Annotated in this window: 20 protein-coding genes, 2 tRNA genes and 4 rRNA genes; 18 read left to right on the forward strand and 8 right to left on the reverse strand. The window is 51.9% G+C overall.

The window, feature by feature from the left end; translation table 11 throughout:
• Positions 1-22 precede the first annotated feature (22 nt).
• The 5 genes from ACMGGS_RS09010 (at position 23) to ACMGGS_RS09030 (ending at position 2,619) form a co-directional block, all read left to right on the forward strand.
• Positions 23-1,012 carry a DNA-directed RNA polymerase subunit alpha gene (locus tag ACMGGS_RS09010; RefSeq protein ID WP_001162094.1) on the forward strand — a complete coding sequence of 330 codons (990 nt, stop codon included), beginning with the start codon at positions 23-25 and terminating at the stop codon, positions 1,010-1,012.
• A gap of 40 nt (positions 1,013-1,052) precedes the next feature.
• Entirely contained in the window at positions 1,053-1,439 is a 387-nt protein-coding gene (gene rplQ / locus ACMGGS_RS09015) for a 50S ribosomal protein L17 (RefSeq protein ID WP_015960703.1), read from the forward strand.
• Between the two features lie 108 nt (positions 1,440-1,547).
• Entirely contained in the window at positions 1,548-1,919 is a 372-nt protein-coding gene (locus ACMGGS_RS09020) for a DUF1992 domain-containing protein (RefSeq protein WP_414165814.1), read from the forward strand.
• Entirely contained in the window at positions 1,919-2,344 is a 426-nt protein-coding gene (gene zntR / locus ACMGGS_RS09025) for a Zn(2+)-responsive transcriptional regulator (RefSeq protein WP_414166231.1), read from the forward strand. The genes ACMGGS_RS09020 and zntR overlap by 1 nt, the downstream gene beginning before the upstream one ends.
• Before the next feature lie 56 nt (positions 2,345-2,400).
• Positions 2,401-2,619 (forward strand): alternative ribosome-rescue factor A, encoded by a 219-nt coding sequence (locus ACMGGS_RS09030; RefSeq protein ID WP_414165815.1) that lies wholly within the window; start codon positions 2,401-2,403, stop codon positions 2,617-2,619.
• Here the strand turns inward: ACMGGS_RS09030 and mscL are convergent.
• From mscL to def, 5 genes are all read right to left on the reverse strand, one after another.
• Positions 2,616-3,029 carry a large-conductance mechanosensitive channel protein MscL gene (gene mscL / locus ACMGGS_RS09035; RefSeq protein ID WP_414165816.1) on the reverse strand — a complete coding sequence of 138 codons (414 nt, stop codon included), beginning with the start codon at positions 3,027-3,029 and terminating at the stop codon, positions 2,616-2,618. The genes ACMGGS_RS09030 and mscL overlap by 4 nt on opposite strands.
• Before the next feature lie 148 nt (positions 3,030-3,177).
• A complete protein-coding gene (trkA, locus tag ACMGGS_RS09040; protein ID WP_414165817.1) occupies positions 3,178-4,554 on the reverse strand; it encodes a Trk system potassium transporter TrkA in 1,377 nt (458 codons plus the stop codon).
• A gap of 19 nt (positions 4,555-4,573) precedes the next feature.
• The gene (gene rsmB, locus ACMGGS_RS09045) at positions 4,574-5,863 is read right to left on the reverse strand and encodes a 16S rRNA (cytosine(967)-C(5))-methyltransferase RsmB (RefSeq protein WP_414165818.1); all 1,290 of its coding nucleotides are present in this window, start codon (positions 5,861-5,863) and stop codon (positions 4,574-4,576) included.
• A gap of 52 nt (positions 5,864-5,915) precedes the next feature.
• Positions 5,916-6,863 carry a methionyl-tRNA formyltransferase gene (gene fmt, locus ACMGGS_RS09050; RefSeq protein ID WP_414165819.1) on the reverse strand — a complete coding sequence of 316 codons (948 nt, stop codon included), beginning with the start codon at positions 6,861-6,863 and terminating at the stop codon, positions 5,916-5,918.
• Positions 6,864-6,877: 14 nt separating this feature from the next.
• Positions 6,878-7,387, reverse strand: a complete 510-nt coding sequence (gene def, locus ACMGGS_RS09055; protein ID WP_414165820.1) for a peptide deformylase — start codon at positions 7,385-7,387, stop codon at positions 6,878-6,880.
• A 129-nt stretch (positions 7,388-7,516) separates the two neighbouring features.
• Between def and dprA the strand changes: the two genes are divergently transcribed.
• Genes dprA through ACMGGS_RS09085 form a run of 6 tightly spaced genes read left to right on the forward strand, consistent with a single transcriptional unit; the run spans position 7,517 to position 11,309 of the window.
• Entirely contained in the window at positions 7,517-8,641 is a 1,125-nt protein-coding gene (dprA, locus tag ACMGGS_RS09060; RefSeq protein WP_414165821.1) for a DNA-protecting protein DprA, read from the forward strand.
• On the forward strand, positions 8,613-9,086 hold the full coding sequence (gene smg / locus ACMGGS_RS09065) for a DUF494 family protein Smg (RefSeq protein ID WP_176917745.1): 474 nt from the start codon (positions 8,613-8,615) through the stop codon (positions 9,084-9,086). Before dprA ends, smg begins: the two co-directional genes overlap by 29 nt.
• A 26-nt stretch (positions 9,087-9,112) precedes the next feature.
• Entirely contained in the window at positions 9,113-9,670 is a 558-nt protein-coding gene (locus ACMGGS_RS09070; protein ID WP_176917746.1) for a topoisomerase DNA-binding C4 zinc finger domain-containing protein, read from the forward strand.
• On the forward strand, positions 9,660-10,232 hold the full coding sequence (gene tsaC / locus ACMGGS_RS09075) for an L-threonylcarbamoyladenylate synthase type 1 TsaC (protein WP_176917747.1): 573 nt from the start codon (positions 9,660-9,662) through the stop codon (positions 10,230-10,232). Before ACMGGS_RS09070 ends, tsaC begins: the two co-directional genes overlap by 11 nt.
• Positions 10,233-10,236: 4 nt before the next feature.
• A complete protein-coding gene (gene aroE / locus ACMGGS_RS09080) occupies positions 10,237-11,055 on the forward strand; it encodes a shikimate dehydrogenase (RefSeq protein ID WP_414165822.1) in 819 nt (272 codons plus the stop codon).
• The gene (locus ACMGGS_RS09085) at positions 11,052-11,309 is read left to right on the forward strand and encodes a DUF1488 domain-containing protein (RefSeq protein WP_414165823.1); all 258 of its coding nucleotides are present in this window, start codon (positions 11,052-11,054) and stop codon (positions 11,307-11,309) included. The genes aroE and ACMGGS_RS09085 overlap by 4 nt, the downstream gene beginning before the upstream one ends.
• Here ACMGGS_RS09085 and ACMGGS_RS09090 read toward each other — a convergent pair.
• Positions 11,285-11,839: a gamma carbonic anhydrase family protein gene (locus ACMGGS_RS09090; protein ID WP_414165824.1), complete on the reverse strand. Its 555-nt coding sequence runs from the start codon at positions 11,837-11,839 to the stop codon at positions 11,285-11,287. The genes ACMGGS_RS09085 and ACMGGS_RS09090 overlap by 25 nt on opposite strands.
• Between ACMGGS_RS09090 and ACMGGS_RS09095 the strand changes: the two genes are divergently transcribed.
• From ACMGGS_RS09095 to rrf (ACMGGS_RS09125), 7 genes are all read left to right on the forward strand, one after another.
• A complete protein-coding gene (locus tag ACMGGS_RS09095) occupies positions 11,838-12,047 on the forward strand; it encodes a hypothetical protein (RefSeq protein ID WP_414165825.1) in 210 nt (69 codons plus the stop codon). The genes ACMGGS_RS09090 and ACMGGS_RS09095 overlap by 2 nt on opposite strands.
• A gap of 266 nt (positions 12,048-12,313) precedes the next feature.
• Positions 12,314-13,855: ribosomal RNA gene (locus ACMGGS_RS09100) — 16S ribosomal RNA — on the forward strand.
• 72 nt (positions 13,856-13,927) lie between these two features.
• Positions 13,928-14,003, forward strand: a tRNA-Glu gene (locus ACMGGS_RS09105).
• Positions 14,004-14,186: 183 nt separating this feature from the next.
• Positions 14,187-17,093, forward strand: a 23S ribosomal RNA gene (locus ACMGGS_RS09110).
• 96 nt (positions 17,094-17,189) lie between these two features.
• Positions 17,190-17,305 (forward strand): 5S ribosomal RNA (gene rrf / locus ACMGGS_RS09115).
• Positions 17,306-17,319: 14 nt separating this feature from the next.
• Positions 17,320-17,395: transfer RNA gene (locus tag ACMGGS_RS09120), tRNA-Thr, on the forward strand.
• Positions 17,396-17,433: 38 nt separating this feature from the next.
• Positions 17,434-17,549 (forward strand): 5S ribosomal RNA (rrf, locus tag ACMGGS_RS09125).
• The 16S, 23S and 5S rRNA genes sit together here with 2 tRNA genes alongside, the layout of an rRNA operon.
• 142 nt (positions 17,550-17,691) lie before the next feature.
• On the opposite strand, the gene ACMGGS_RS09130 is transcribed toward rrf (ACMGGS_RS09125), so the two are convergent.
• Complete coding sequence (locus tag ACMGGS_RS09130) at positions 17,692-18,450, reverse strand: amino acid ABC transporter ATP-binding protein (RefSeq protein ID WP_414165826.1); 759 nt, start codon at positions 18,448-18,450, stop codon at positions 17,692-17,694.
• A 7-nt stretch (positions 18,451-18,457) separates the two neighbouring features.
• Positions 18,458-19,561, reverse strand: coding sequence for an amino acid ABC transporter permease (locus ACMGGS_RS09135; RefSeq protein ID WP_414165827.1), 1,104 nt, complete (start codon positions 19,559-19,561; stop codon positions 18,458-18,460).
• Positions 19,562-19,567 lie beyond the last annotated feature (6 nt).

A 19,567-nucleotide genomic window follows, 5' to 3' on the forward strand; every position in this document is an offset into this window, starting at 1 on the left:
TTAGTACCAAAGAGAGGACACAATGCAGGGTTCTGTGACAGAGTTTCTAAAACCGCGCCTGGTAGATATCGAGCAAGTGAGTTCGACGCACGCCAAGGTGACCCTTGAGCCTTTAGAGCGTGGCTTTGGCCATACTCTGGGTAACGCACTGCGCCGTATTCTGCTCTCATCGATGCCGGGTTGCGCGGTGACCGAGGTTGAGATTGATGGTGTACTACATGAGTACAGCACCAAAGAAGGCGTTCAGGAAGATATCCTGGAAATCCTGCTCAACCTGAAAGGGCTGGCGGTGAGAGTTCAGGGTAAAGATGAAGTTATTCTTACCTTGAATAAATCTGGCATTGGCCCTGTGACTGCAGCCGATATCACCCACGACGGTGATGTCGAAATCGTCAAGCCGCAGCACGTGATCTGCCACCTGACCGATGAGAACGCGTCTATTAGCATGCGTATCAAAGTTCAGCGCGGTCGTGGTTATGTGCCGGCTTCTACCCGAATTCATTCGGAAGAAGATGAGCGCCCAATCGGCCGTCTGCTGGTCGACGCATGTTACAGCCCTGTAGAGCGTATTGCCTACAATGTTGAAGCAGCGCGTGTAGAACAGCGTACCGACCTGGACAAGCTGGTCATCGAAATGGAAACCAACGGCACAATCGATCCTGAAGAGGCGATTCGTCGTGCGGCAACCATTCTGGCTGAACAACTGGAAGCTTTTGTTGACTTACGTGATGTTCGTCAGCCAGAAGTGAAAGAAGAGAAACCAGAATTCGATCCGATCCTGCTGCGCCCTGTTGACGATCTGGAATTGACTGTCCGCTCTGCTAACTGCCTCAAGGCAGAAGCTATCCACTATATCGGTGATCTGGTACAGCGTACCGAGGTTGAGCTTCTTAAGACGCCTAACCTGGGTAAAAAATCTCTTACCGAGATTAAAGACGTGCTGGCTTCCCGTGGACTGTCTCTGGGCATGCGCCTGGAAAACTGGCCACCGGCAAGCATCGCTGACGAGTAACCGGATCGCAGGTTAAGGTTTTACTGAGAAGGATAAGGTCATGCGCCATCGTAAGAGTGGTCGTCAACTGAACCGCAACAGCAGCCATCGCCAGGCTATGTTCCGCAATATGGCAGGTTCACTGGTTCGTCATGAGATCATCAAGACGACTCTGCCTAAAGCGAAAGAGCTGCGCCGCGTAGTTGAGCCGCTGATTACTCTTGCCAAGACTGATAGCGTAGCTAATCGTCGTCTGGCATTCGCCCGTACTCGTGATAACGAGATCGTGGCAAAACTGTTTAACGAACTGGGCCCGCGTTTCGCGAGCCGTGCCGGTGGTTACACTCGCATTCTGAAGTGTGGCTTCCGTGCAGGCGACAATGCGCCGATGGCATACATCGAGCTGGTTGATCGTTCTGAATCGAAAGCAGAAGCTACTGCAGAGTAATTTGCAGTAACGTAAAAAAACCCGCTCCGGCGGGTTTTTTTATATCCGTCCTATCCCCACTTATCTACAATGTTTGTACTCTTTTTGTTCATCCCCTGGAGAATGGTTATGTGGTTAACAGACCAGTGGGCAGAACGCCATATTCTCGATGCCCAACGTAAAGGTGAGTTTGATAACCTTGCCGGTAGCGGTGAGCCATTAACGCTGGATGATGATTCCCATGTGCCGGCTGAACTGCGAGCAGGATATCGGCTGTTAATAAATGCCGGTTGCCTGCCACCAGAACTTGAGCAGCGGAAAGAGGCGGTAGCGCTTGCTGATTTATTGAAAAATATTCAGCGTGACAGCCCCGAGTATTCGCAGCTACGTCGTCATCTGGCGTTGCTTGAGCTTAAGCTGCGTCAGGCAGGAATTAATACCGATTTTCTTCACGGTGATTATGCCAACAAATTGCAGCAGAAAATAAGCGAGGAAGAATGATGTATCGCATTGGTGAACTGGCCAAACTGGCGGAAGTGACGCCTGATACCATTCGGTATTATGAAAAGCAGCAGATGATGGATCATGAAGTTCGCACGGAAGGGGGGTTCAGACTTTATAGCGAACAGGATCTTCAGCGTCTGAAGTTTATTCGCTATGGTCGACAACTGGGATTTACGCTTGAATTGATCCGTGAGCTTCTTTCGATCCGTATCGATCCTGAGCATCACACTTGCCAGGAATCAAAGAGTATTGTGCAAAGTCGGCTGGCAGACGTGGAGGCAAGAATCGATGAGCTACAGACGATGCGCCGTTCTTTACAAAGATTAAATGATGCTTGTTGCGGTACGGCTCACAGTAGCGTGTACTGCTCGATACTTGAGGCGCTCGAACAGGGTGCCAGTGGCGTAACAAAGGGCTGTTGATTTCTTCGTCTTACAGATCTACACTCGCGCCGTTTTTACTACAATCTGGAGAAGTTATGAGTCGCTATCAGCATACCAAAGGGCAGATAAACGATAACGCGCTTGAAGCGCTACTGCACGATCCGCTGTTCAGGCAACGTGTTGAGAAAAATAAAAAAGGAAAAGGCAGCTTCTTGCGTAAAGCGAAGCACGGTAAGAAAGGGAACTGGGAGGCCAGTGGCAAACAAGCAAACTGCTTTTTTACCACTGGCCTTCCTGTTTTGCGTGCCTGTTAAGGGCGGTTATTCTGCTCTTTAAGAAGATCGCGAATTTCAGTCAGTAAGACTTCTTCTTTCGAGGGTGCCGGTGGCGCTTTTGGTTCTTCTTTTTTACGACGATGCAGTTTATTTATCACGTTGATTGCCAGGAAAATGGCAAAAGCGACGATCACGAAGTCGAAAATGTTCTGGATAAAGATCCCGTAGTGCATCACAACCGCAGGCGTCTCGCCGACGGCTGGCCGCAGCGTTAATGCAAACTGTTTGAAATCGACTCCCCCGATTAGCAAACCCAGTGGTGGCATGATGATATCGGCAACCAACGACGATACGATTTTACCGAATGCCGCACCGATGATTACACCAACTGCCAAATCGACAACATTTCCGCGCATCGCAAACTCGCGGAACTCTTTAAAAAAGCTCATTTTTTTCTCCTTAACACTTTTAAATAATAACAAGTTTAACAAATGTCATCACAATTTCCATTTGCGAAAACATAATGTTAATAAAATTACCCCATATTAAATAAAGGGTTAAAGGTTAAAAGTGAGGCATCCTGGGGATGCCTGACAATTATAAGAAGAAGGGGCTGGGCTGGAAGAGGCGTTCGACGTCGGTAATAAATTTCTTATCGGTTAAAAACATGATGACATGATCGCCCTGCTCAATACGCAGGTTATCGTTAGCAATCATAACGTCATTACCGCGAACGACCGCGCCGATAATCGTGCCTGGCGGCAACTTAATATCATCAATGACACGGCCGACTACGCGCGAGGTGCTTTCATCTCCGTGCGCTACGGCTTCGATAGCTTCAGCTACTCCACGGCGCAGGGAAGATACCCCAACGATATCTGCTTTACGTACATGGCTAAGCAGGGCTGAGATGGTAGCCTGTTGAGGAGAGATGGCAATATCGATCACGCTACCCTGAACCAGATCGACATAGGCTTTTCGCTGGATCAAGACCATGACTTTTTTAGCGCCCATGCGTTTGGCTAACATGGCGGACATGATATTCGCTTCATCGTCGTTGGTGACGGCAATAAAGAGATCAACTTGATCAATATGTTCTTCCGCCAGTAATTCCTGATCCGAAGCATCACCAAAAAAGACAACGGTATTTTGCAGTTTCTCAGCCAGCTCTGCCGCGCGTTGTTGATCGCGTTCGATCAGTTTAACGCTGTAGTCTTTTTCCAGCCGCTGCGCCAGTCCGGCACCGATATTGCCACCCCCAACCAGCATGATGCGCTTATAAGGCTTTTCCAGACGCTGTAACTCACTCATTACCGCGCGAATATGCTGTGAAGCCGCAATAAAAAATACCTCATCGCCCGCCTCAACAATGGTAGATCCCTGGGGACGAATGGGGCGATCGTGGCGGAAAATGGCGGCAACGCGGGTATCAATATGCGGCATATGTTCGCGCATAGTCGAAAGGGCATTCCCTACCAGCGGTCCGCCATAATAAGCTTTGACAACGGCCAGGCTGACCATTCCTTCAGCGAAATTCACTACCTGCAAAGCGCCGGGGTATTCAATCAGACGATAAATACTGTCGATAACCAATTGCTCCGGGGCAATCAAATGATCGATAGGTACGGCTTCAGAGTGAAAAAGTTTTTCGGCATCGCGAACATAATCCGGCGCACGGATACGGGCAATACGATTTGGCGTATTAAATAGCGAATAGGCGACCTGGCAGGCAACCATATTGGTCTCGTCTGAACTGGTGACGGCAACCAGCATATCTGCGTCATCCGCCCCGGCTTCGCGCAGTACGCGAGGATGCGAGCCATGCCCCTGTACTACGCGCAGATCAAACTTATCCTGTAATATGCGCAGGCGTTCACCATTGGTATCGACAACGGTAATATCGTTATTTTCCCCGACCAGGTTTTCTGCCAGCGTACCGCCGACCTGTCCTGCACCCAGAATGATAATTTTCATCAGTCGCGACCCGTTATCTTCACTGTTTGATTAGCTTAGCGTAAAAGAAGCCGTCGCCATCTTCCATACCTGGCAGATTCTGCTGTCCGGGGCGATCTGGTGTACCGGTAACGCTGAGGCGCGCATCTGGTGTGCGAGCCAGGAACGCGGCAATTTGCTGGTTATTCTCTTCCGGCAATATTGAGCAGGTAGCATAAACCAGCGTTCCACCCTGTTTCAGATGCGGCCAGACGGCATCCAGTATTTCAGCCTGAAGTTTTGCCAGTTCAGCGATATCGCGATCGCGACGCAGCCATTTAATATCAGGATGGCGGCGGATCACCCCGGTGGCTGAGCAGGGGGCATCCAGAAGGATGCGATCGAACCGTTGCTCGCCACACCATTGTGCCGGGAATCGCCCATCGCCCTGTTTAACTTCAGCTTTCACACCGAGACGCTTGAGGTTGTCGTAAACGCGGGATAACCGTTGCTCATCAACATCAACCGCCAGTACCTGCGCTTCTGGAGCGACCTCCAGAATATGCGTGGTTTTTCCGCCCGGTGCAGCACAAAGATCCAGTATCTGTTCACCATTTTGCGGCTCCAGGAACGTCATACAACCCTGTGCGCTCGCGTCCTGTACCGTGACCCAGCCCTGATCAAAACCGGGCAACGCATGGACAGGAGCGGGTGAAGCAAGACGCACCGCATCCGGATAATCGGCATGTGCAAAGCCTTCCATCCCGGCCTCTGCCAGCAGAGCGAGCCATTCATCGCGGGAGTGATGATGACGATTAACGCGCAGCCACATCGGCGGGCGGGCATTGTTAGCGTCTATAATCGCTTCCCACTGGGTGGGATAAGCTTTCTGTAACCGTTTTAATAGCCAGGCCGGGTGCAGGAAACGCTCATCACTGCGGGTAAATTCTTCCAGCAATTCTTCCTGCTGGCGCTGAAACTGACGTAGTACGCCATTGATCAAGCCTTTAAGCTGCGGACGCTTAATGACCACCGCGCCTTCAACCGTCTCCGCCAGTGCCGCGTGAGGAGGAATGCGGGTATGCAACAGCTGATAAAAACCGACCATAATTAAGTAGTGGACGGTACGCTGCTTGCCCGTCATCGGGCGTGACATTAATTTATTGATAAGCCAGTTAAGCTGGGGAAGGGTGCGTAAGACGCCAAAGCACAATTCCTGTAACAGTGATTTGTCTTTATCGGAGATCTGTTGCTGCAACGCAGGTAGCACCTGGCTCAATGACTGGCCCTGCTCAACGACCTGTTCAACGGCCTGGGCCGCCATGCTGCGTAAATTAAGTTGTTTTTTCATAACCGTAAAAATAAAAATGCCCGGTCATACCGGGCTTATGAATAGATAAGTGTCAGGACAGCGTATTGCCAGGGGTGAACCATTCCCGACGTGAATTCAGGAGATCCTGGGCGCTCATCGCTTTTTTACCGGCAGGCTGTAATGACTCCAGATTCAGTACACCTTCACCTGTGGCGACCTGAATACCCAGCTTTGTAGCGTCGATAATTGTGCCCGGTGCCGCATCGCTTTGAATATCCAGTGCTGAGGCTTTCCAGACTTTCACCGGCTGCTCGTCAATCATCAGATAACTCATCGGCCACGGATTAAATGCCCGGATGCAGCGCTCAAGCTCGCAGGCGGATAGCGACCAGTCAATGCGCGCTTCTTCTTTACTTAGCTTTTCTGCGTAGGTCGCCAGTGTTTCATCCTGAACCTGCGGCTGCGCGCGTCCTTCTGCTAACTGCTGGAGCGTCTCGATCAGACCCTGCGGGCCAAGCTGCGCTAACTTGTCATACAGCGTGGCGCTGGTATCTTCGGCTGTAATGGGACAGGAGAGTTTATAAAGCATGTCTCCCGTGTCCAGACCCACATCCATCTGCATAATGGTTACACCCGTTTCGCTGTCGCCGGCCCACAGCGAACGCTGAATAGGAGCGGCACCACGCCAGCGTGGCAGCAGCGAACCGTGAACGTTAATGCAGCCCAGGCGCGGCATCTCAAGTACGGCTTTTGGCAGGATCAATCCATAAGCGACGACAACCATAATGTCAGCATTCAGATCGGCCACAAGCTGCTGGTTATCCTGCGGACGTAGCGAAGCGGGCTGGAATACCGGCAGATCTTTCTCTTCAGCCAGAACTTTTACCGGGCTGGGCATCAGTTTTTTGCCACGGCCTGCCGGACGATCCGGTTGGGTGAATACGCCAACGATCTGATGCTCAGATGACAACAGCGCGTCAAGATGACGCGCTGCAAAGTCGGGAGTACCCGCGAAAATAATGCGAAGTTTTTCTGACACGATATTCCTTGTCCTTACGCTCGCGCGTTCATCCGATCCAGTTTTTCCACTTTTTGCCGGATACGCTGCTGTTTTAATGGCGACAAATAATCAATAAAGAGTTTGCCAACCAGATGGTCCATTTCATGCTGAATACAGATTGCCAGCAGGCCATCCGCCTCTAACTCGAAAGGATTGCCATCACGATCGAGGGCGCGGATTTTAACGGTCTCCGCACGCGGAACCAGCGCGCGCTGTTCCGGGATAGACAGGCAGCCTTCTTCAATGCCCGTTTCGCCATTTTTTTCCAGCAGTTCTGGATTGATCAGCACCAGACGCTCATCACGATTCTCGGAAACATCAATCACGATAATACGTTGGTGGATATCGACCTGAGTCGCGGCCAGACCAATACCCTCTTCGGCGTACATCGTTTCGAACATATCATCAACGATACGCTGAATGTCTGCATTCACTTCTTTTACCGGTTCAGCGACTTTGCGAAGGCGCTCGTCCGGAATATGTAACACGTGCAAAACTGCCATAAATTTCCAGAGTTGAGTTCAGGAGTAGAAAAGATTATTACCTCTATTCTAGACAAATCTCCCCTTGATTGACAGCATCAGTGACCAATCGCAAAGATTGCCGGAAGTGCTTGTGGCAAGGGGAAACGGATGACGCCCACCGAAATTTGGCTACGCCTGTTAAATATTCGCCAGCTTTATGGCGACCGAATGGTTCGCCTGGCGCAGACCTTAATGAAACAACCGCGTATTGAAAGAGACAGCCTGCTGGCGGCGGGGTTAACGCCAAAGCAAAGCGCTACGTTTATGGCGCTAACGCCTGCGGATCTCGACCGTAGCCTGAACTGGCTCGATCATCCTGAACATTACCTGATAAGCGCTGATGACTCCCGTTATCCACCGCAACTGCGCGCCATTAGTGACTACCCAGGAGCGCTCTTTATTCATGGCGATCCGGCGTGCCTGGCTTCGCCACAACTGGCGGTGGTTGGTAGCCGTAATCATTCATGGTACGGGCAGCGCTGGGGGGAAAGCTTTTGTAAAGCGCTTGTCTCCAGCGGACTGATTATTACCAGTGGGCTTGCCAGAGGTATCGACGGTATCGCACATCGTGCGGCGCTTAGCGCAAACGGGAAAAGTATCGCGGTTCTTGGGAATGGTTTATTCACCGTTCATCCGCGAAGCCACGCCTCACTGGCGGCGGCTATCGTTCAATCTGGCGGGGCGGTCATCTCAGAATTCCCGCTTTCCACACCACCCCGGCCGGAGAATTTCCCTCAGCGTAACCGTATTATTAGTGGATTAAGCCTTGGCGTGCTGGTGGTAGAAGCTGCTATTCGCAGCGGCTCTCTGGTGACTGCGCGTTGTGCTCTGGAGCAGGGACGGGATGTCTTCGCCCTGCCGGGGCCGTTAGGTAATCCCGGCAGCGAAGGTCCCCACTGGTTAATTAAGCAGGGAGCCATTCCTGTGACTGCGCTTGAGGATATCCTTGAAAACCTGCAATTCCCGTTTCAATCGTTGCCAGATAAGGCGGAAATTACAATTTATTCACCAGAACACGAAGCCGCGGCATTGCCATTTCCTGAGCTCCTGGCTAACGTAGGAGATGAGGTAACACCTGTTGACGTCGTCGCTGAACGTGCCGGCCAACCTGTGCCAGTGACAGTGGCTCAGCTACTTGAACTGGAGTTAGCAGGGTGGATCGCAGCTGTACCCGGCGGCTATGTCCGATTAAGGAGGGCAAGCCATGTTCGACGTACTAATGTATTTGTTTGAGACTTACATCCATAACGAAGCAGAGATGCGTGTGGACCAGGATAAACTGACGCGGGATCTTACCGACGCTGGTTTTGACCGTGAAGATATCTACAGCGCGTTGGTGTGGCTTGAAAAGCTGGCAGATTATCAGGAAGGTCTTGTCGAACCGATGCAGCTCGCTTCCGATCCGCTCTCCGTGCGTATTTATACCGCAGAAGAGTGCGAAAGACTGGATGCCAGTTGCCGGGGATTCCTGTTATTCCTGGAGCAGATTCAGGTGCTCAACCTCGATACGCGTGAAATGGTGATTGAGCGTGCGCTGGCGCTGGATACCGCCGAATTTGAACTTGACGATCTTAAATGGGTGATCCTGATGGTTCTGTTCAATATTCCCGGCTGCGAGAATGCGTATCAGCAGATGGAAGAATTACTCTTTGAAGTGAATGAAGGTATGCTGCACTAATCTTTTGTGCAGCAGTAAGAGTTGTTATGGCCAAATCAGCACTCTTTACAGTGCGTAAAAATGAGCCCTGCCCGCAGTGCGGGGCTGAACTTGTCATTCGGTCCGGGAAACACGGTCCGTTTCTCGGGTGTTCCCATTATCCGGAATGCGATTATGTCCGTCCCCTGAAAAGTCAGGCCGACGGACATATCGTTAAAGTCCTGGAGGGACAGTTGTGTCCTGCTTGCGGCGCGGTGCTTGTACTTCGTCAGGGGCGTTTTGGTATGTTCATCGGCTGTAGCCGCTACCCGGAATGTGAACATACCGAACTTATCGATAAACCTGACGATACCGCCATTACCTGTCCGCAGTGCCAGGTCGGACACCTTGTCCAGCGCCGCTCTCGTTTCGGCAAAACCTTTCACTCCTGCGATCGCTATCCGGAGTGTCAGTTTGTTATTAATTTCAAACCCGTAGCGGGTGAATGTCCTGAATGTCATTATCCGCTGTTAATAGAAAAGAAAACCGCGCAGGGTGTAAAACTTTTTTGTGCGAGTAAACAATGTGGAAAGCCGGTTGCGGCGAAACAGACTAGTGAAGAATAACCTGCTCCCTGAGGCCATCGCTGAAGCAGTGGCCATACTAAAAAATCAACACGTGATCGCCTACCCGACTGAAGCAGTGTTTGGTGTCGGTTGCGATCCTGATAGTGAAATTGCCGTTAACCGCCTGCTGGAATTAAAACAGCGTCCCGTAGAAAAGGGATTGATCCTCATCGCGGCTAATTTTGAACAGCTTAAGCCCTATATTAATGATGAAGTGCTGACGCCGACACAGCGTGAAGCGATATTCGCTCGCTGGCCGGGCCCGGTTACCTTTGTTTTTCCGGCAAAGGCGACCACCCCGCGCTGGTTAACGGGACGTTTTGATTCTCTGGCGGTGCGTGTTACCGATCATCCGCTGGTGGTTGAACTGTGCCAGGCCTATGGAAAACCGCTGGTATCAACCAGCGCGAACCTCACGACCCTTCCGCCATGTCGTACGGTAGAAGAAGTCCGTGCGCAGTTTGGCGACGATTTTCCGGTCCTCGAGGGCGCAACAGGCGGTCGTCAGAATCCATCAGAGATCCGCGATGCCCTGACGGGCGAACAGTTTCGACAAGGGTAGTTATATGGAAACTTATGCCGTTTTTGGTCATCCGGTCGCGCATAGCAAATCGCCTTTTATTCATCAGCAATTTGCCGCGCAGTTACAGATTGAACATCCTTACGGGCGCGTACTGGCTCCCCTGGATAACTTCATCGCGACGCTGGACGATTTCTTTGCCGCCGGGGGGAAGGGGGCAAACGTAACCGTACCTTTTAAAGAACAGGCTTTCGCTCATGCCGATGAGCTTACCGAAAGGGCGGCACTGGCTGGCGCGGTGAATACGCTTAAACGTCTTGAGGATGGCCGCCTGTTGGGCGACAACACTGACGGCATTGGCTTGTTAAGCGATCTGCAACGGCTGGCATTTATCAGACCGGGCGCGCGCATTTTGCTGATAGGGGCAGGAGGCGCGTCACGCGGAGTATTATTGCCTTTGCTTTCTCTGGACTGTGCCGTAACCATCACCAATCGTACTTTTACACGTGCGCAGGAGCTGGCGCAGCTTTTTGCCCATACCGGCAGCGTAAAAGCCGTAGCGATGAGTGATTTGGGCGAACATGAATTTGATCTCATCATTAATGCAACATCCAGCGGCATTGTCGGTGACGTGCCGGATATTCCTGGCTCGCTAATTCATCCGGACATTTATTGCTATGACATGTTCTATCAGAAGGGGAAGACGCCTTTCCTCAACTGGTGCGAACAACAGGGGGCGCTTCAATGTGCGGATGGTTTGGGAATGCTGGTGGGGCAGGCGGCACATGCAGTGCTACTGTGGCACGGCATTTTGCCTGATGTGCTGCCGGTGATTGAAAAACTAAAGCTGGAACTGGCGCAATGAATCAGGCAATTCAGTTTCCCGATCGTGAGGAGTGGCGGGATAGCGTGCGAGCGCTGTGTTTTCCGGCACTGGTCAACGGAATGCAGTTAACGTGTGCAATAAAAGACACTACGCTGGCGCACCGTTTTGGCGGCGATACGCCAGCGAGCTGGATTGCGGCCTTCCGGGAACAGCGCTGGGATCTCGAAGAAGAGGCCGAAGCGCTTATCCGGGATCAGCAAGAAGACGATCAGGGCTGGATCTGGTTATCCTGATCCAGATACTCATCTTTCCATTTTACGTAGTTGTTTGCGGAATACTTCAGCCCTTCGATCTCCGCCTCCTTCAGGGGGCGGATCTGTTTTACCGGACTGCCGAGGTAAAGATAACCGCTTTCCAGACGCTTATTCTGTGGCACAAGGCTACCTGCTCCAATCATCACGTCATTTTCTATTACTGCGCCATCAAGTAAAATCGATCCCATTCCCACTAACACCCGATTGCCAATGGTGCATCCGTGCAGCATGACCTTATGTCCTACTGTCACGTCTTCACCAATAAGAAGCGGGTTGCCTTCCGGGTTAAAAGAAGATTTATGGGTAACATGTAGCACGCTGCCATCCTGAATATTGCTACGGGCACCAATCTCAACGTAATTGACATCACCGCGAATAACGACCAGCGGCCAGATGCCGACATCTTCAGCAAGGCGAACGTCACCAATAACAACACTGGTGCTGTCGATCATCACGCGTTGACCAACTTTTGGGAAAAGATCTCTATAGGGACGTAGAACTGCGGGCATGATTACCTCTGCGACGGCTAACGGTAATGTTAACTTTGGGGGCTTTAGCTGGCGGGAGCAAGCCCTTCATGCACCAAAATTTAAGCAGATCGAGCAGGATCACGGCAAAAAGAATGATAAAACACCAGTTAGAAAAAAAGATCGAAAAAAGGCTTGTGCTAAAAACTGGGATCCCTATAATGCGCCTCCATCGACACGGCGGATGTGAATCACTTCACACAAACAGCCGTTTCGGTTGAAGAGAAAAATCCTGAAATTCAGGGTTGACTCTGAAAGAGGAAAGCGTAATATACGCCACCTCGCGACGGTGAGCTGTAAGCCGCGTCGCAACTGCTCTTTAACAATTTATCAGACAATCTGTGTGGGCACTCGAAGATACGGATTCTTAAACGTCGAAAGACGAAAAAAGAAATACCAAGTCTCAGAGTGAACACGTAATTCATTACGAAGTTTAATTCTTTGAGCATCAAACTTAAATTGAAGAGTTTGATCATGGCTCAGATTGAACGCTGGCGGCAGGCCTAACACATGCAAGTCGAACGGTAACAGGAAGCAGCTTGCTGCTTCGCTGACGAGTGGCGGACGGGTGAGTAATGTCTGGGAAACTGCCTGATGGAGGGGGATAACTACTGGAAACGGTAGCTAATACCGCATAACGTCTTCGGACCAAAGAGGGGGACCTTCGGGCCTCTTGCCATCGGATGTGCCCAGATGGGATTAGCTTGTTGGTGGGGTAACGGCTCACCAAGGCGACGATCCCTAGCTGGTCTGAGAGGATGACCAGCCACACTGGAACTGAGACACGGTCCAGACTCCTACGGGAGGCAGCAGTGGGGAATATTGCACAATGGGCGCAAGCCTGATGCAGCCATGCCGCGTGTATGAAGAAGGCCTTCGGGTTGTAAAGTACTTTCAGCGGGGAGGAAGGCGATAAGGTTAATAACCTTGTCGATTGACGTTACCCGCAGAAGAAGCACCGGCTAACTCCGTGCCAGCAGCCGCGGTAATACGGAGGGTGCAAGCGTTAATCGGAATTACTGGGCGTAAAGCGCACGCAGGCGGCGTGTCAAGTCGGATGTGAAATCCCCGGGCTCAACCCGGGAACTGCATTCGAAACTGGCATGCTAGAGTCTTGTAGAGGGGGGTAGAATTCCAGGTGTAGCGGTGAAATGCGTAGAGATCTGGAGGAATACCGGTGGCGAAGGCGGCCCCCTGGACAAAGACTGACGCTCAGGTGCGAAAGCGTGGGGAGCAAACAGGATTAGATACCCTGGTAGTCCACGCCGTAAACGATGTCGACTTGGAGGTTGTGCCCTTGAGGCGTGGCTTCCGGAGCTAACGCGTTAAGTCGACCGCCTGGGGAGTACGGCCGCAAGGTTAAAACTCAAATGAATTGACGGGGGCCCGCACAAGCGGTGGAGCATGTGGTTTAATTCGATGCAACGCGAAGAACCTTACCTGGTCTTGACATCCACAGAACCTGGCAGAGATGCCGGGGTGCCTTCGGGAACTGTGAGACAGGTGCTGCATGGCTGTCGTCAGCTCGTGTTGTGAAATGTTGGGTTAAGTCCCGCAACGAGCGCAACCCTTATCCTTTGTTGCCAGCGGTCCGGCCGGGAACTCAAAGGAGACTGCCAGTGATAAACTGGAGGAAGGTGGGGATGACGTCAAGTCATCATGGCCCTTACGACCAGGGCTACACACGTGCTACAATGGCATATACAAAGAGAAGCGACCTCGCGAGAGCAAGCGGACCTCATAAAGTATGTCGTAGTCCGGATCGGAGTCTGCAACTCGACTCCGTGAAGTCGGAATCGCTAGTAATCGTGGATCAGAATGCCACGGTGAATACGTTCCCGGGCCTTGTACACACCGCCCGTCACACCATGGGAGTGGGTTGCAAAAGAAGTAGGTAGCTTAACCTCCGGGAGGGCGCTTACCACTTTGTGATTCATGACTGGGGTGAAGTCGTAACAAGGTAACCGTAGGGGAACCTGCGGTTGGATCACCTCCTTACCTTAAAGAACCTGCCTTTGTAGTGCTCACACAGATTGTCTGATGAAAAAGTATCGAGCAAACAGTATCAGAGTCCCCATCGTCTAGAGGCCCAGGACACTGCCCTTTCACGGCTGTAACAGGGGTTCGAATCCCCTTGGGGACGCCATACCGGATAATGAGTGAAAGACATTATCCCTGAATATCTTAAAGATGACTTTCGAGTCGTGTTTAAGATATTGCTCTTTAAAAATCTGGATCAAGCTGAAAATTGAAAAACACTGAACAACGAAAGTTGTTCGTGGGTCTCTCAAATTTTCGCAACACGAAGCGAAACATCTTCGGGTTGTGAGGTTAAGCGACTAAGCGTACACGGTGGATGCCCTGGCAGTCAGAGGCGATGAAGGGCGTGCTAATCTGCGATAAGCGCCGGTAAGGTGATATGAACCGTTATAACCGGCGATACCCGAATGGGGAAACCCAGTGTGACTCGTCACACTATCATGTCATGAATACATAGTGGCATGAGGCGAACCGGGGGAACTGAAACATCTAAGTACCCCGAGGAAAAGAAATCAACCGAGATTCCCCCAGTAGCGGCGAGCGAACGGGGAGGAGCCCGGAGTCTGAATCAGCATGCGTGTTAGTGGAACGGTCTGGAAAGTCCGGCGGTACAGGGTGATAGTCCCGTACACCAAAATGCACATGCTGTGAACTCGAAGAGTAGGGCGGGACACGTGGTATCCTGTCTGAATATGGGGGGACCATCCTCCAAGGCTAAATACTCCTGACTGACCGATAGTGAACCAGTACCGTGAGGGAAAGGCGAAAAGAACCCCGGCGAGGGGAGTGAAAAAGAACCTGAAACCGTGTACGTACAAGCAGTGGGAGCCTCTTTTATGGGGTGACTGCGTACCTTTTGTATAATGGGTCAGCGACTTATATTCTGTAGCAAGGTTAACCGTATAGGGGAGCCGGAGGGAAACCGAGTCTTAACCGGGCGTTAAGTTGCAGGGTATAGACCCGAAACCCGGTGATCTAGCCATGGGCAGGTTGAAGGTTGGGTAACACTAACTGGAGGACCGAACCGACTAATGTTGAAAAATTAGCGGATGACCTGTGGCTGGGGGTGAAAGGCCAATCAAACCGGGAGATAGCTGGTTCTCCCCGAAAGCTATTTAGGTAGCGCCTCGTGAATTCATCTTCGGGGGTAGAGCACTGTTTCGGCCAGGGGGTCATCCCGACTTACCGATCCGATGCAAACTGCGAATACCGAAGAATGTTATCACGGGAGACACACGGCGGGTGCTAACGTCCGTCGTGAAGAGGGAAACAACCCAGACCGCCAGCTAAGGTCCCAAAGTCATGGTTAAGTGGGAAACGATGTGGGAAGGCCCAGACAGCCAGGATGTTGGCTTAGAAGCAGCCATCATTTAAAGAAAGCGTAATAGCTCACTGGTCGAGTCGGCCTGCGCGGAAGATGTAACGGGGCTAAACCATGCACCGAAGCTGCGGCAGCGACGCTTATGCGTTGTTGGGTAGGGGAGCGTTCTGTAAGCCGTTGAAGGTGGCCTGTGAGGGCTGCTGGAGGTATCAGAAGTGCGAATGCTGACATAAGTAACGATAATGCGGGTGAAAAACCCGCACGCCGGAAGACCAAGGGTTCCTGTCCAACGTTAATCGGGGCAGGGTGAGTCGACCCCTAAGGCGAGGCCGAAAGGCGTAGTCGATGGGAAACGGGTTAATATTCCCGTACTTGGTGTTACTGCGAAGGGGGGACGGAGAAGGCTATGTCGGCCGGGCGACGGTTGTCCCGGTTTAAGCGTGAAGGTGGGTGTTCCAGGTAAATCCGGAACGCTGTTAACACTGAGGCGTGATGACGAGGCACCACGGTGCTGAAGTGACAAATGCCCTGCTTCCAGGAAAAGCCTCTAAGCATCAGGTAACACGAAATCGTACCCCAAACCGACACAGGTGGTCAGGTAGAGAATACCAAGGCGCTTGAGAGAACCCGGGTGAAGGAACTAGGCAAAATGGTGCCGTAACTTCGGGAGAAGGCACGCTGGTGCGTAGGTGAAGTCACTTGCTGATGGAGCTGAAACCAGTCGAAGATACCAGCTGGCTGCAACTGTTTATTAAAAACACAGCACTGTGCAAACACGAAAGTGGACGTATACGGTGTGACGCCTGCCCGGTGCCGGAAGGTTAATTGATGGGGTTATCGCAAGAGAAGCTCCTGATCGAAGCCCCGGTAAACGGCGGCCGTAACTATAACGGTCCTAAGGTAGCGAAATTCCTTGTCGGGTAAGTTCCGACCTGCACGAATGGCGTAATGATGGCCAGGCTGTCTCCACCCGGGACTCAGTGAAATTGAACTCGCTGTGAAGATGCAGTGTACCCGCGGCAAGACGGAAAGACCCCGTGAACCTTTACTATAGCTTGACACTGAACATTGAGCCTTGATGTGTAGGATAGGTGGGAGGCTTTGAAGCGTGGACGCCAGTCTGCGTGGAGCCGACCTTGAAATACCACCCTTTAATGTTTGATGTTCTAACCTGGCGCCATAATCTGGTGTGGGGACAGTGTCTGGTGGGTAGTTTGACTGGGGCGGTCTCCTCCTAAAGCGTAACGGAGGAGCACGAAGGTCAGCTAATCCTGGTCGGACATCAGGAGGTTAGTGCAATGGCATAAGCTGGCTTGACTGCGAGCGTGACGGCGCGAGCAGGTGCGAAAGCAGGTCATAGTGATCCGGTGGTTCTGAATGGAAGGGCCATCGCTCAACGGATAAAAGGTACTCCGGGGATAACAGGCTGATACCGCCCAAGAGTTCATATCGACGGCGGTGTTTGGCACCTCGATGTCGGCTCATCACATCCTGGGGCTGAAGTAGGTCCCAAGGGTATGGCTGTTCGCCATTTAAAGTGGTACGCGAGCTGGGTTTAGAACGTCGTGAGACAGTTCGGTCCCTATCTGCCGTGGGCGCTGGAAGATTGAGGGGGGCTGCTCCTAGTACGAGAGGACCGGAGTGGACGCATCACTGGTGTTCGGGTTGTCATGCCAATGGCACTGCCCGGTAGCTAAATGCGGAAGAGATAAGTGCTGAAAGCATCTAAGCACGAAACTTGCCCCGAGATGAGTCTTCCCTGAGACTTTAAGTCTCCTGAAGGAACGTTGAAGACGACGACGTTGATAGGCCGGGTGTGTAAGCGCAGCGATGCGTTGAGCTAACCGGTACTAATGAACCGTGAGGCTTAACCTTACAACGCCGAAGCTGTTTTGGCGGATTTGAGAGAATATTTTCAGCCTGATTACAGATTAATCAGTGTGCGGAATGCACCCTGATAAACAGAATTTGCCTGGCGGCACTAGCGCGGTGGTCCCACCTGACCCCATGCCGAACTCAGAAGTGAAACGCCGTAGCGCCGATGGTAGTGTGGGGTCTCCCCATGCGAGAGTAGGGAACTGCCAGGCATCAAATTAAGCGTGCTGATATGGCTCAGTTGGTAGAGCGCACCCTTGGTAAGGGTGAGGTCCCCAGTTCGACTCTGGGTATCAGCACCAGTTTTAAGGTTAAAGTTCGGCGCTAAGAAAAGAATTTGTCTGGCGGCAGTAGCGCGGTGGTCCCACCTGACCCCATGCCGAACTCAGAAGTGAAACGCCGTAGCGCCGATGGTAGTGTGGGGTCTCCCCATGCGAGAGTAGGGAACTGCCAGACATCAATTAAGTGAAAAGGCCATCCGAAAGGATGGCCTTTTTGCGTTTAGCGCAACGAATAAGCCCGTGTGTAAGCCTTTTCTGACAAAACTGTGCTTAGCTGAAACAGGCCCGAAGTAAAAATCCTTCGGGCCAACAGAAACTTAATGGATCACCTGAGACAAAAAGGCGCGTGTCCGCTCCGATTTCGGCCGGGCGAAGAACTCATCCGGCGGAGCCTGTTCCACGATCTCCCCCCGATCCATAAATATCACGCGATCTGCGACGGTACGGGCAAAACCCATCTCATGCGTGACGCAAAGCATCGTCATACCGGACTGCGCCAGCCCAATCATAGTATCCAGCACCTCTTTCACCATTTCGGGATCCAGCGCGGATGTCGGTTCATCAAACAGCATAATTTTAGGCTTCATACACAGCGAACGGGCAATGGCAACACGCTGCTGCTGCCCACCGGAAATCTGTCCGGGAAATTTATGCGCGTGTTCAGCAATTCGTACTCGCTCCAGGTAGTGCATTGCCAGTGCTTCCGCTTCTTTTTTTGGCATTTTACGTACCCAAATCGGTGCCAGAGTACAATTCTGCAGTACGGTTAAATGGGGGAATAAATTGAAATGCTGAAACACCATTCCCACTTCCTGACGCACCTTCTCTATATTACGGATATCGCCATTAAGCTCGATACCATCGACCACAATTCTGCCCTGCTGATGTTCTTCCAGGTGATTAATACAGCGAATCGTTGTCGATTTGCCTGAGCCGGAGGGGCCACAGAGGACGATACGTTCCCCCTGTTTCACCTTCAAATTGATATCCTTTAAAACATGAAACTGACCGTACCACTTATTGACGTTATCCAGCGTGATCATCGCGTCGGCAGGTTGCATTGTAATTTGGCTCATAAAATCCTCAGTGCGGTGTACGCCCGGTATTAAAGCGCTTCTCCAGATGCTGGCTATAGCGCGACATGCTGAAACAAAAGATCCAGTAGATCAGTGCGGCAAACACATACCCTTCTGTCGACATTCCAAGCCAGGCGGGATCGACCGTGGCCTGCTGCACGCTGCTAAAGAGATCGAACAGACCGATGATGATCACCAGGCTGGTATCTTTAAACAGCGCAATAATGGTATTCACAAGGCCGGGGATCACTAACTTCAATGCCTGAGGCAGAATCACCAGCGCCTGCGTTTTCCAGTAGCCGAGCGCCAGCGATTCTGCCGCTTCATACTGTCCTTTCGGCAAGGCCTGTAAGCCGCCGCGCACCACTTCCGCCACATAGGCGGACTGGAATAAGATCACCCCGACCAGCGCGCGGATTAACTTATCAATGCTGGTCCCTTCCGCCATAAATAGCGGCAGCATGACCGATGACATAAACAGAACGGTAATTAGTGGTACACCGCGCCAGAATTCGATAAAAATGACGGACAGAATGCGCACCACGGGCATGGTGGAACGTCTGCCCAGCGCGAGCAGAATACCCAGTGGCAAGGCTCCGGCAATACCGACCGAGGCAATGATTAGCGTTAACGTCAGACCACCCCAAAGTCGGGTTTCCACCCGTTCCAGCCCGGCAAAACCGCCATACAGCAGAAACCAGACGATGAGCGGATAAATCACGGCCCAGAGCGCGATATAACGTCCGCGATGGGGCATTCCTTTCCAGAACATGACGGCAATAGAGATCAGGCCAATAATCAGCGCCAGATTAATACGCCAGCGCTGATCGTGTGGATAAAGTCCATACATAAACTGGCCGAAGCGCTGATGGATAAACACCCAGCATGCGCCTGCTTTTGTACAATCCGCCCGGGTTGTACCGGCCCAGTTGGCCTGCAAAAAAGCCCAGTTCAGTAACGGTGGGATCAACTCCCACATCAGCCACAGGCACACTATCGTCAGCAGGCTATTTGACCAGCTCGAAAATAGATTTTTTCGCATCCAGACAATTGCCCGACCCGTTCTGGCATTGGTCGGGCGTGGAGGGTGAGACAGCAAGGCTTTTGTCATTCCCGG

The organism is Superficieibacter sp. BNK-5 (assembly GCF_047456055.1).
Taxonomy (GTDB): domain Bacteria; phylum Pseudomonadota; class Gammaproteobacteria; order Enterobacterales; family Enterobacteriaceae; genus Superficieibacter.

Coding starts and splice junctions, on each gene's coding strand:
- rsmB (WP_414165818.1), bottom strand. CDS start 5,863: ATGAAAAAACAACTTAATTTACGCAGCATGGCGGCCCAGGCCGTTGAA.
- ACMGGS_RS09010 (WP_001162094.1), top strand. CDS start 23: ATGCAGGGTTCTGTGACAGAGTTTCTAAAACCGCGCCTGGTAGATATC.
- ACMGGS_RS09090 (WP_414165824.1), bottom strand. CDS start 11,839: ATGCCCGCAGTTCTACGTCCCTATAGAGATCTTTTCCCAAAAGTTGGT.
- dprA (WP_414165821.1), top strand. CDS start 7,517: ATGACGCCCACCGAAATTTGGCTACGCCTGTTAAATATTCGCCAGCTT.
- zntR (WP_414166231.1), top strand. CDS start 1,919: ATGTATCGCATTGGTGAACTGGCCAAACTGGCGGAAGTGACGCCTGAT.
- smg (WP_176917745.1), top strand. CDS start 8,613: ATGTTCGACGTACTAATGTATTTGTTTGAGACTTACATCCATAACGAA.
- ACMGGS_RS09070 (WP_176917746.1), top strand. CDS start 9,113: ATGGCCAAATCAGCACTCTTTACAGTGCGTAAAAATGAGCCCTGCCCG.
- rplQ (WP_015960703.1), top strand. CDS start 1,053: ATGCGCCATCGTAAGAGTGGTCGTCAACTGAACCGCAACAGCAGCCAT.
- trkA (WP_414165817.1), bottom strand. CDS start 4,554: ATGAAAATTATCATTCTGGGTGCAGGACAGGTCGGCGGTACGCTGGCA.
- aroE (WP_414165822.1), top strand. CDS start 10,237: ATGGAAACTTATGCCGTTTTTGGTCATCCGGTCGCGCATAGCAAATCG.
- ACMGGS_RS09095 (WP_414165825.1), top strand. CDS start 11,838: ATGATTACCTCTGCGACGGCTAACGGTAATGTTAACTTTGGGGGCTTT.
- ACMGGS_RS09085 (WP_414165823.1), top strand. CDS start 11,052: ATGAATCAGGCAATTCAGTTTCCCGATCGTGAGGAGTGGCGGGATAGC.
- ACMGGS_RS09030 (WP_414165815.1), top strand. CDS start 2,401: ATGAGTCGCTATCAGCATACCAAAGGGCAGATAAACGATAACGCGCTT.
- mscL (WP_414165816.1), bottom strand. CDS start 3,029: ATGAGCTTTTTTAAAGAGTTCCGCGAGTTTGCGATGCGCGGAAATGTT.
- ACMGGS_RS09130 (WP_414165826.1), bottom strand. CDS start 18,450: ATGAGCCAAATTACAATGCAACCTGCCGACGCGATGATCACGCTGGAT.
- def (WP_414165820.1), bottom strand. CDS start 7,387: ATGGCAGTTTTGCACGTGTTACATATTCCGGACGAGCGCCTTCGCAAA.
- ACMGGS_RS09135 (WP_414165827.1), bottom strand. CDS start 19,561: ATGACAAAAGCCTTGCTGTCTCACCCTCCACGCCCGACCAATGCCAGA.
- ACMGGS_RS09020 (WP_414165814.1), top strand. CDS start 1,548: ATGTGGTTAACAGACCAGTGGGCAGAACGCCATATTCTCGATGCCCAA.